Origin of the sequence: Microcoleus sp. PH2017_08_TRC_O_A (assembly GCF_020738665.1) — a bacterium.
Classification (GTDB): Bacteria; Cyanobacteriota; Cyanobacteriia; order Cyanobacteriales; family Microcoleaceae; genus Microcoleus.
Genome location: NZ_JAEQCE010000100.1, coordinates 36,290 through 48,111, shown reverse-complemented (window position 1 = coordinate 48,111; position 11,822 = coordinate 36,290). Strand labels below are relative to the sequence as shown.

The window sequence follows — 11,822 nt, the reverse complement described above, 5'->3', positions numbered from 1 at the left end:
TCTTGAAGGAGTCAGTAGAGGCGCTTTGATTTCGCCTTTGAAAGTTCGCATTTGGACTCTTCAAGAATCCCCGTCCCGGAGCGGGCTGGGGAGTATCAAGGGACTACTGATACTAAATTCTGGTTTGTTACTCCTTGATGATTCGGCGATTGAAATCGCTACTACACAAGCGAAGTCCGCCTCCGCGGACTAAGAAATAAACGGGGTATTTAAGCTTGATTTGGCATGAAAACTGAAAACTGACAACTGAAAACTGAAAAATGCTTACTTTGATTCACCCAACTGCTGTGATTCATCCCCGCGCCGAACTGCACCCGACTGTAGAAGTGGGTGCTTATGCTGTAATTGGGGAAAGAGTGAAAATCGGGCCGGAGACTAAGATTGGTGCCCATGCAATTATCGACGGGCTAACAGAAATAGGTGCTCGCAATCAAATTTTCCCTGGTGCGGCCATTGGTTTGGAACCTCAAGATCTCAAATATGAGGGTTCTCTGACTAGGGTGACAATTGGCGACAACAATGTGATTCGGGAATACGTGACAATCAACCGCGCTACTGGAGCGGGGGAAAGCACGACGCTCGGCAATAATAATATGTTGATGGCTTACGTTCATGTGGGCCATAATTGCGATATTGCCGATCGAGTAATCATTGCCAACGCTGTAGCCCTAGCGGGACACGTCAAAATTGAGTCTCAAGCCAGACTCAGCGGGGTTTTGGGCGTTCATCAGTTTGTCCACATCGGCCGCTTATCCATGATCGGTGGCTTGAGCAGGATCGATCGAGATGTGCCACCCTATATGCTAGTCGAAGGGAATCCTTCGCGAGTGCGAGCTATCAACAAAATAGGCCTCGAACGTGCAGGTTTAACTCCAGAAGATTTGCTAGTTTTAAAGAAAACTTTTCGGATTTTATACCATTCTGGCTACACTCTCAATCAAGCTTTGGAACAATTGGATTTGTTACCGGAAAATCATCACTTGCAGCACCTGCGGAGATTTGTGCAACAGTCTGTAACCAAAGGGCGGCGAGGCTTGATTCCTGGTAAAAAATGAATGAGCCTTATATTAATTCTTGCGGACTCAAAGAATTAGTATTATTGAACCGCGAAGACGCGAAGGACACGAAGGAAGAGAAGGAAGCTGTACGGTGCGTCAGTCACCAGCTATAGGTAACTCAAACAGTTTTTGTCTGACGCACCTTACCGAGGATATTGAGGAGTTTATGAAAATTTTTATCAGCACTGGTGAGGTTTCTGGCGATTTGCAAGGAGCTTTGTTAGTTGCAGCTTTAAAACGTCATGCTGTCGCCGCTGGTTTGGAGTTGGAAATAACCGCATTGGGCGGCCCTCGTATGGCTCAAGCTGGCGCTACTATTTTAGGCGATACTCTGGGTATTGGTTCTATGGGTATTATAGAATCTGTGCCGTATATTTTGCCAACGATCGCAGTTCAGCAAAAAGCTAAACAATATCTCAAAAAATTCCGTCCCGATGTTGTTGTATTGATTGATTATTTGACTCCCAATCTCGGTATTGGTAGCTACATTCGCCGCTGTTTGCCCGATTTACCTGTGGTTTGGTACATCGCACCTCAAGAATGGGTTTGCTCGATTTCTCCTCGCAATACGGATCTGATTGTCAATATTGCCGATCGCATTTTGGCGATTTTCCCCCAGGAAGCTACTTATTATCGCGCCAAAGGCTCTCAAGTCAGTTGGGTTGGTCATCCTTTGCTGGATAGAATGCAATCTGCGCCCAGTCGGGAAGTTGCCCGCAAAACTTTGGGAATTGAGCCGGAACAGGTTTCAGTCGCTCTAATTCCTGCTTCTAGAAAGCAAGAACTCAAGTACCTGATGCCGGTGATATTTGAGGCTGCTCGCATTATCCAAGCTAAAATCCCGGAGGTTCATTTCTGGATTCCGGTTTCTCAAGCAGCTTTCCGCAGCAAAATCGAACAAGCGATCGAGAATTACGGTTTGCGGGCTACTTTGTTGGAAAATCAAAATCTGGAAATATTGGCTGCTGCCGACTTTGCGATCGCCAAATCTGGTACTGTTAATTTGGAATTAGCTTTGCTCGGCGTTCCGCAAGTTGTCGCCTACCGCGTCAGTCGCATTACGGCGATGATTGCCCGCCACCTGCTGAAATTGTCGATTCCTTTTATCTCTCCGCCCAATTTGGTGCAAATGAAGGCGATCGTTCCGGAGTTGCTGCAAGACGAGGCTACTGCCGAAAATATAGTTTTCCACGCCCTGGAATTGCTGCAAAATGCCGATCGACGCCAGCAAACTTTGACGGATTATCGCCAAATGCGGGAAAGTCTGGGAGATGTCGGTGTGTGCGATCGCGCTGCTGCCGAAATAATCAAAAATGTTAAAATAAATACAGCTTCTTAAAACAATTTTAGTATTGAAATATTATGTCAAGCTATCGGAAAAAGCGACCGATCGCTGTTGATTTATTTGCAGGTGCAGGCGGCATGACGCTGGGCTTTGAACAAGCAGGTTTTGATGTACTTGCTTCAGTCGAAATTGACCCCATCCACTGCGCTACCCACGAGTTCAATTTCCCGATGTGTTCTGTATTGTGCAAAGATGTCTCAGAGCTGACGGGAGCAGAAATTCGGCAAAAATCTGCGATCGGCAAGCGCGAAATCGACGTAGTAATCAGCGGTTCGCCCTGTCAAGGATTCTCGCTGATGGGGAAGCGCGATGTCGGCGATCCGCGAAATTCTCTAATTTTCCACTTTCAACGCTTAGTTTTGGAGCTCAAACCCAAGTTTTTTGTAATGGAAAATGTGCCGGGAATTGTAGCAGGCGAACACAAAGAACTCCTGAATCTTTTAATTAGCTCTTTTCTGGAAGCAGGCTATCAAGTAGAAGAAAACTATCAAGTTCTTAACGCAGCTCACTACGGAGTACCGCAAGCTCGCAAACGATTGTTTCTGATTGGTTGCAAAAAAGACTACGATCTGCCAAACTATCCTCAGCCAACTACTTTTTTGCCTAAAAAGAAACTTCCTAAACGCTATAAAAAAGTTAATTTACCTGCGGTTCCGACAGTTTTGGATGCGATTGGAGATTTGCCGGAAGTAGAAAAGTATAGCGAGTTGCTACACCGAGATTGGGTAATGGTGGAGTACGGAAAGTGCAGCAGCGATTACGCGAGTTTTTTGCGCGGATTCGATGATTTTGATAATGATTATGCTTACGATCGCCAGTACGATCGACAAATCCTCTCATGCAGTCGGCGCACCAAACATTCTGCCGAATGTATGGAAAGATTTGCAGCCGCAGCCTACGGCGAAAAAGAGCCGATCAGCCGTTTTTACAAGCTGCACCCCGACGGAGTTTGCAACACTCTCAGGGCTGGAACCGACAGGGCGAGGGGCGCTTATACTTCGCCAAGGCCAATTCACCCGATCGCGCCTCGGTGCATTACAGTCAGAGAAGCAGCGCGATTGCATTCCTATCCTGACTGGTTTAGATTTCACGTCACAAAATGGCACGGTTTTCGCCAAGTCGGAAATTCTGTACCGCCACTATTGGCGAAAGCTGTAGCAGCGCAGATTATTAGCGCTTTGGGCGTAAAACCAATTAAGCCGAGTTTCAAGCTTTCAAGTGGAGAAGATTCGTTACTTAAACTAAATTGGTCGGAAGCAGAACAATATTATCTCGAAACATAAGAGTTAGATTTAATAATTGGTAATTGGTAATTGGGAATGGGTAATTGGTAATTGGTAATTGGTAATTGGTAATTGGTGTTTCATAGCGGTTCTAAACTTTCGCGATCTACTCGCTATTTGTCTTGCTAATTAGCCATTACCAATTACCAATACTGTACCTCACTTGATAATTGCTATATATACTCTGATTATTAATCAATTATTTTTCTTGATTGTTACCTATTGACTGTAGATAAGCATTCAGCTTCGGTGACAATTCATCAATTATTGGTTGGAATCTTTTTACCTGTTCACTTCCCACTAATTTTCTGGCATATGCTAGCCTCAAAAAGCTGATTGTTTCATACAAAGAACCTCTGGCAATCTTGACAAAACGCCGATTGTCTTGATAATTATATCTACCACGTCCTTCTGCAATATTAGCGCAAACGCTATCGGCGGCGCGTACAAGTTGCTTCCCGATAGTATCTTTTGTAAAATAGTCCCATTCTTTGACGATAAACCAAACCTCATTTGCCAATTTTTCAGCCAACTTGTAAACATCCAAATCCTCAAAATCTGGTCTACTCATATCTCACACCCCTTAATCAATAATTACCAATTACCAGTTACCGGTTCCCAATTACCGATTACCAATTCCCAATTACCAATTCCCAATTACCGATTACCAATTCCCAATTACCAATTCCCAATTACCCATTCCCAATTCCCAATTAAAAATCAACTTCCAATCTTCCTTTTAATAAATAAGCAGCCATTTGGCCCTTACCTTTGACATTGATTAAACCGCGTTTTTCAAACTCATACTTGTCTTCTATAAGCAAATAAGTTGCGTCGGAAATCTGAATTCCGTCCGGGATACCGTGAGATTCCATGCGGGAAGCGGTATTTACTGTATCGCCCCACAAATCGTAAATAAACTTTTTTGTCCCGATGATTCCAGCTACCACTGGGCCCGAATGAATGCCGATGCGGATGCTAATAGTGAGACCGAACTCTTCTCTGTATTTCACTATGGCTTCTTGCATATCTATGGCCATTTCGGCGATCGCATCTCCGTGATCTGCTCTCGGATTTGGCAACCCCGCCACTACCATATAAGAGTCACCAATTGTCTTAATTTTTTCTAAACCGTGTTTTTCGGCGAGATCGTCGAACTTGGAAAATATATCGTTGAGTAAATGTACTAATTTTTTGGGCGATATTGATGCTGACAACTGGGTGAAGCCAACAATATCCGCGAACATCACGCTAACTGCTGCGAATTCGTCGGCGATTACACCTTGTTCTTTTTTTAATCTTTCGGCGATCGCCTCTGGCAATATATTTAACAGCAACTCCTGAGATTTTTTTTGTTCTATCTCTAATTTGACTAGATAATCCTGCATGGTTTGATAGGCGAGATTCCTTTCTTGCAGGTGCATATAAGCTTTTGAGTGATAGCGAATTCTAGCAATGAGTTCGACTGGATTGGGCAGTTTTACTAAATAATCGTTAGCACCCAAGGAAAATGCTTGCGCTTTTAGTTCCGCTTCTTCTTTACTGGAGAGAACAATCATCGGAATGTCTCGCGTCAGCGAATTCCCTCGAAAAAAGCGCAGCAACTGCAATCCATCTATTTCTGGCATTACTAAATCTTGGAGGATGACTGTTGGCTTCACCTCTAATGCTTTCTTAATTGCTTGAGCTGGATCGTTACAGTAATAAAATTTAATGTCTTTTTCATTAGCAAGCATTCGGCGCACCGCTTCGCCGATCATTTCCTGATCGTCAATCAGTAAAACTGTAACAGTGTATTCGGTCAAGCTAGATATTTTTTTGCTTTCTGAATTTAAAGGTAAATTTAAGTCGATCGAGTGACGGCTTTTCTCCAATTTGAGGTTACTGAGAATGGCGCTATCTCTGGCGGTAACTGGGTTTTTCCCATTGTTTCCCCTATCCTCAAACTTCAACTTTACCACGTTGCCGTTGACTATTTGACTTTCTCGTTGATTTAGTGCACAACTGCAATCGAATTCAATAGCCTGAGAGTGAGTTAATTTCATAACTAGATCGGGCAACGGCCATTGTCTGGAGAGGATCGAAACTTTTACTTAAATATTTTCTAAGTGTCAATAGCGACCCGGTATTATTTAAGTACGCTTACCAGGTGATAATACCAGGTTGGTAAAGTTTTATCCGCTGATTTTTGTAAAATCTTTACACAGCCTAGCACGCTTGACATTGATTGCAAGGGCTACGATCGCTAATTGTTGGGTCAGCCGACTGCTGCTTGCTAGCAGGTGCCCGGTAACCGCAGCATTCCGTGAAATTACAGACTGCTGGCAAGATACACGCGCGATCGCGATCCCAAAACATCACCCCAATAGATTGATTATGATCGCTGAGAGTCTGGCACGACCTCGGCCATTGTGCTCAACCACTTAAGCCTTATGGCCCAAACATCTCTAGTATTTTCTACACGAGATATTTCATGCAGGCTGGGGCGATCGCCTCGATCGGCAAAACCTGCACAGCCGCATTCAAATCAGCAGCAGCTTTCGGCATCCCGTAAACTACTGAGGTAGCGCGGTCTTGGGCGATCGTGTGCCAGCCAGCCGATCGCAAAACTTTGAGCCCTTTAGCGCCGTCTTTGCCCATACCGGTTAACAGCACTGCCACCCCTTTGCCCGGCCAGTATTGAGCGACACTCTCAAAAAAAGTGTCCACTGAAGGGCGGTAAGGATATTCTAAAGGTTCTTTCGTATACTTAAGTGTTAAATTCGATTGTAATACTAAGTGGTCGTTAGTCGCGGCAATTATCACCTTACCGACTTCCAAAGGTCGATCGGCAACTGCGACACTCACCGCCAACTTACTTTTTTGACTCAGCCAATCTGCCAAACCAGGAGCAAACTCAGCATCTACGTGTTGGACGATCGCCACAGCCGCCGATAAATTGGCAGGTAAAGCCGATAGCAGAGTTGCCAAAGCTTGGGGCCCGCCAGTCGAAGAGCCGATCGCCAGCAGCGGCGGAGTCAGGCATTTGGGAGTTGCGCTGTGAAATAAAGAAGTCGAGTTACTTTTACCAATCAATCTAGCGACTTTAGAAATAGTTTTTAACAACTCCATACCGCCGCTTGGGGAATTGCCCATCAACCCCAAAATTGGCGTATTAATAGCATCCAGAGCTCCATATCCCATAGCTTCAAAAACCCTGCCCGCATTACCTGTCACCGAAGATGTCACTAGCAGAATCGCGCAGGGAGATTGCTTCATGATCAGGCGCGTCGCCTCAACACCATCCATCACCGGCATGATCAAATCCATCAATATCACATCCGGTGTATTGCGGGCGCACTTGGACACAGCTTCGGCCCCATCCGCCGCTATCCAAATAATTTCATACTCCGGTACCGTCACCAAAACTCGGCGCAAAGCTTCAGCAGCAATCAACGTGTCGTTGACGATCGCTATTTTCATGTTGAAATTGCTCATAGTTAATTAATTTTCAGTTGCGGGTAGTTGTCGAAGTCTGCCGATCCAGTTTCTTAGGCTGTGGCCTTTTCTTTAAAACTGAGATATTGCACTATGGTCAATAAGCCTTTTATGAACAGGCAAGATGCCTGTTCCACAAGAGATGAATTTTTTTGTGGAACAGGCATCTTGCCTGTTCCTGAGAATGGTGCTCGTCGGTCAGTTAAAACTAAACTTGTAGACGGAGGCAGCAAACAGCTTCTCAATTAGCGATCGATACTGTTGGGTTAACACTTTTTCGGGCCCGAAGATCCCCCTAAATCCCCCTTAAAAAGGGGGACTTTGAGTGCTTCCGGTTCCCCCCTTCTTAAGGGGGGCTAGGGGGGATCTCCGGGTTCGGAGCCAAGCGTATTGAATTACCGATTGAATTACGAACTATCACGCACCCTACGACTATTCATACCACATTTTGGTCGTATTTTTAGTTTTTAATTAAAAAACTTAACCCGAGATTTTTTTTCAAGCCTCACCGATTAAATCAACCACCGCATTTAACAGCGTATCGTCGTGAAAACTGCTTTTAGTTAAATAATAATCCGCTCCCACTTCCAATCCTCTGATTCTATCTTGCTCGCGGTCTTTGTAAGAAACAATAATTACCGGAATCGACTTTAGGGCCGAATGATTTTTAATTTGACTAACCAGCTCAATCCCCGTCATGCGCGGCATATCAACATCGCTAATTACCAAATCAAACTGCCCGGTACGCAGAGCATTCCAACCATCCATACCATTAACAGCTATTTCTACCTCATATCCTTGATTTTCTAAAAGTTTGCGCTCTACTTCTCGAACAGTAATTGAATCATCTACTACCAAAACGCGCTTGCGAGTTGTTGATTCAGCAGTTTGTTCGGTTTTACTAACTTTCTGTAACTGACTTTCAGCCAGCAGTTTATCAGTCGATCGCACCAAATCTTCAACATCGATAATCAGCACCGGCGTACCGTCTTCCATAAAAGCAGCCGCGCTGATATCCGCTACCTTACCCAAACGCGGATCTAAAGGCCTGACAACTAAATCGCGTTCGCCCAGAAACTTATCCACAGCTAAACCATAACTGCTAGAGCGATCGCTCACAATGATCACCGGCAGCAAATCCAACTTTTCAGGTGGCGCAGCTAACTCCAACACCTGATAAGCTGTCACCAAACCAATATTTTGGTTGTCAAGAGTAAAATACTGTCGGTTTTCGGCGATCGCAATATCAGCAGACTCAACCATCACAATGCGATCGATCCGAGTCAGCGGAAAAGCATAAGGTTCCCCCGAAATTTCCACCAACAGCGTCCGAATTACCGACAGAGTTAGCGGCAACTGCAAATGAAAACTCATACCTTTTTCCGGCATAGATGTCGCCCGGAGAATGCCACCAACCTCCTGCACCATACTTTGCACAATATCCAAACCAACACCGCGGCCCGAAATTTCCGTCACTTGACTAGCAGTAGAAAAACCAGGCAAAAACAGAAAATCCATCAATTCCGGTTCAGTCAATTTCGCAGCCATTTCCGCACTTACCATACCTTTCGTGACAATTTTTTGGCGGAGTTTTTCCGGTTCTATTCCTTTTCCATCATCCGAGACGGTAATTGATAGCATCCCGCCCCGATGTGCAGCTTCCAGTCGGATCGTACCTTCAGCCGATTTTCCCGCAGCCAAACGTGCGTCTGGGAGTTCAATACCGTGGTCGATAGCGTTACGCAAAATGTGTGTTAGCGGTGCTTCTAATTTTTCTAAAATATCTCGATCTACCTGAGTAGATTTGCCAACAACTTCAAATTTCACTTGCTTACCCAACTGTCTCGCCAAATCTCTCAGCATTCGCCCAAAAGCTGAAACGCCGTCAGCAAACGGTCGCATATTGCTGGCAATAACTTCTCGGTACAAGCGATCGGACAAGTTGGCAGAACGGCGGGCAAACAGTTCTAGTTCGTTGAGGCGATCGGACAAAATATGGCGGCAATCATTAGCTTTTTTGCGAGCACTGCCGAGATAATCTTCCGAGCGCTGATCTAGAACAGAATCGCTTAAAGATTCCTGCAATTTCTCCAACAAATTATAAAGCTGTCCTTGGTTTTTTCTCAGTTTTAATAATGAATCAGCAAACGGTTGCAGCCATTTTGCTTCTACTAAAGATTCGCCTGCCAAACCCATAATTCGGTTTAAGTTTTCCGCATTTACTCGTACTACGCGGTCAGCGGTTTTAGGCTTTTGAGCGTTTTCCCTGAGATTTGAAGGTGCAGGTTTTGCGCTAACAATTTTAGTCGGTCGTTGCTCTACAGCTACTGCTGTAGAATTGGCGACGGGGGAAATTTGACCGCTATTCTTTGTGCGTTGGGAAGCATTATCTTGAGGTTTTGGTTGTGGTGTCGGGGTTGTTTGGGGACTCGTTGCTTCGGCAGATTTTTGTGAAACAACTGCGGCAGTTGTTGCCGATTGTTTAGTTGTTAATAATTCAAGAATCTTACTTATATCTGCGACAATATTATCTATTTCTGCCTCTTTTTTTGCCAGCCAAGCTTCGATTTTCAGTACCGGAATTTCCTGCATATTTACCAGAAAATTTACTCCGGCGAGCAGGGTGTCAATTTGACTGGGATTTAAGCTAGATTTGTGCTTCTGAAGTGCCACAAATGTATCTTCTATCGCCTTCGCAAGTTTAACAACTTCATGGAACTGAACTATTCTGCCAGCACCTTTTATTAAATGAGCGGATTTAACAAGGGAGTCTAAGTCTAAATATTCATTGGGGTCATTTTTGAGCGAGAGTAAAGTTTGGTTTAATAGTATTGATTGTGCTTCTACTTCTCCGGCAAATAAAGCTAACATCGATAAATCAGTTTTAAGCAACCGAGTTTCTGGACTTTCAACCTGTGGCAAATCGGGCAATATTTCATGAGGAATATCAGAATTGAATTGTACGTGGTCTGTTATTTCTGCGGTAAAATCAACAGGTAATTGCGGCTCCCATTCCGGCAGAATTTCTGTTTCAACAATGGTCTCTTGTTCTATTGTTTCTGCTTCATCTGGGCTGCCCAAATCTAATTGTTCGTTATTGATAATTGCTAAGATGGCAGTTTCTAAGGTTTCAATTTGCGATCGATTAACCGGGAGCCAATTTTCGATCTCGGTTTCCGGAATCTGGCTGATTTGGGCCAAAAGGTCGATCGCCCGCAGCATCACATCAATCTTATCAGGTGAGTCTAGGGCGATCGAGCCAGCCTGCGCCGCCACAAAGCAATCCTCCATCACGTGAGCGATTCGCACAGCAGCATCCAGTCCCACAATCCGCGCCGCGCCCTTGAGCGAGTGGGCCGCCCGCATCAAAGATTCCAGTTCAGCCGGAGAATTAGGGTTATTTTCTAATACCAAAATGTTCTCATTTAATACTGCTACTTGAGTGTCCGCCTCCATGCGAAATAAATCCATCATGGAGAAATTGCTCATATCTTGATTGCTCATTTTTTATTAGTCCTTAATTTATTCCAACCCACTTTCGCCCGGTTTTGTTCATGTAGGCGCGAATTCCCTTCGCCCGTTCTTCAACCCGCGGAGGCGGGTTTCGTCTGTGTAGGCGCGAATGACCTTCGCCCGCTTTTATTCGCCAGATTCCATTCACCCAATGCCCAATTCCCAATGCCCCATGCCCTATTCCCAATGCCCCATGCCCTATTCCCAATTCATTAGATAATCTTCTTATTCAACGTATAAAACAGCAAATCATCATCGAGATAACAAACACTTTGCCCCTGCCAACTGATAATCCCTTTAGTATAAGTTTCTGGCACTTTAGAAACAGTAGATGGAACATTTCTGATTTGTTCCGGGAGAATGCGGTGAATGCCGTAAATCTCATCCACTCCAAACACCCAGCGGCTGCCTTCTCTCTCAACAACTACCATCCTTTCGTAAACAACAGGACTAATATTTTGTCGGCTAGCATCTGCTGCTTCCAATCCCAAAAGTGCTTTTAGGGAAACGCACAACTGGATTTCACCGCGAATATTCACCAAGCCGATAAGTATATTATTACTGCGGTGTGGCAAAGTGTGGATAACAGAAATCTGCGTCACTTCCTTAAACAGCGCCGCCGGTAAAGCCAACCATTCGCCGTTAAGCCTAAAAATACCTACAGATATAGTACCCGCAGCCGTGACGGCGTTAGTTACTCCTTGACTCGATCGCAATAAATTAGTCCACTCTTCCAGATATCCAGTCGGCAATTCCTGTTCCAGCAAACTCCGGCCCGCGTCGGAATAGACTGGACAGTTGCGGCAGTGAATAAATGTTTTTAATTGAGGACAAGTGCGATCGCCCCCAACTCCGATCCGATTCCAGCAATCATCAGTCATTCGATTTTAGATTTTAGATTTTAGATTTTAGATTGTAGGGTGTGCACCGCGCACCAGTTTGTAGTTTGTAGTAGTTTGTAGGGTGTGCACCGCGCACCAGTTGATTTAACTAACCGTAGGGTGGCCAGCGGGGAGAAATGTTTAGTTTTGCGATCGTCACATTCAGCCCTCGACCGCACCCTACAATAACTATTGTACAAAAAAATAGATTTTAGACTGAGCCTTGCTACACCTGTTATTCTTGTGACATACTCCCACGTCAAGC

General features: G+C 44.8%; 8 protein-coding genes. 3 read left to right on the top strand and 5 right to left on the bottom strand.

The features are described 5' to 3' along the window. Positions 1–260: 260 nt before the first annotated feature. From lpxA to JGK22_RS27605, 3 genes are all read left to right on the top strand, one after another. Positions 261–1,055, top strand: a complete 795-nt coding sequence (gene lpxA / locus JGK22_RS27615; RefSeq protein ID WP_293183966.1) for an acyl-ACP--UDP-N-acetylglucosamine O-acyltransferase — start codon at positions 261–263, stop codon at positions 1,053–1,055. Between the two features lie 169 nt (positions 1,056–1,224). Next, the gene (gene lpxB / locus JGK22_RS27610) at positions 1,225–2,397 is read left to right on the top strand and encodes a lipid-A-disaccharide synthase (RefSeq protein WP_293183963.1); all 1,173 of its coding nucleotides are present in this window, start codon (positions 1,225–1,227) and stop codon (positions 2,395–2,397) included. 23 nt (positions 2,398–2,420) lie between these two features. Further along, positions 2,421–3,686 (top strand): DNA cytosine methyltransferase, encoded by a 1,266-nt coding sequence (locus JGK22_RS27605; RefSeq protein ID WP_293183960.1) that lies wholly within the window; start codon positions 2,421–2,423, stop codon positions 3,684–3,686. A gap of 199 nt (positions 3,687–3,885) precedes the next feature. Here JGK22_RS27605 and JGK22_RS27600 read toward each other — a convergent pair whose 3' ends face one another. The 5 genes from JGK22_RS27600 to JGK22_RS27580 form a co-directional block, all read right to left on the bottom strand. Beyond that, positions 3,886–4,257 (bottom strand): four helix bundle protein, encoded by a 372-nt coding sequence (locus JGK22_RS27600; RefSeq protein WP_293183958.1) that lies wholly within the window; start codon positions 4,255–4,257, stop codon positions 3,886–3,888. Positions 4,258–4,399: 142 nt separating this feature from the next. Then, positions 4,400–5,731, bottom strand: coding sequence for an adenylate/guanylate cyclase domain-containing protein (locus JGK22_RS27595; protein WP_293183956.1), 1,332 nt, complete (start codon positions 5,729–5,731; stop codon positions 4,400–4,402). Between the two features lie 412 nt (positions 5,732–6,143). Next, positions 6,144–7,163 (bottom strand): chemotaxis response regulator protein-glutamate methylesterase, encoded by a 1,020-nt coding sequence (locus tag JGK22_RS27590; protein ID WP_293183954.1) that lies wholly within the window; start codon positions 7,161–7,163, stop codon positions 6,144–6,146. 498 nt (positions 7,164–7,661) lie between these two features. Further along, positions 7,662–10,667 carry a hybrid sensor histidine kinase/response regulator gene (locus tag JGK22_RS27585; protein ID WP_293217133.1) on the bottom strand — a complete coding sequence of 1,002 codons (3,006 nt, stop codon included), beginning with the start codon at positions 10,665–10,667 and terminating at the stop codon, positions 7,662–7,664. Positions 10,668–10,888: 221 nt separating this feature from the next. After that, positions 10,889–11,557, bottom strand: coding sequence for a chemotaxis protein CheW (locus JGK22_RS27580; RefSeq protein WP_293183950.1), 669 nt, complete (start codon positions 11,555–11,557; stop codon positions 10,889–10,891). Positions 11,558–11,822: the final 265 nt, after the last annotated feature.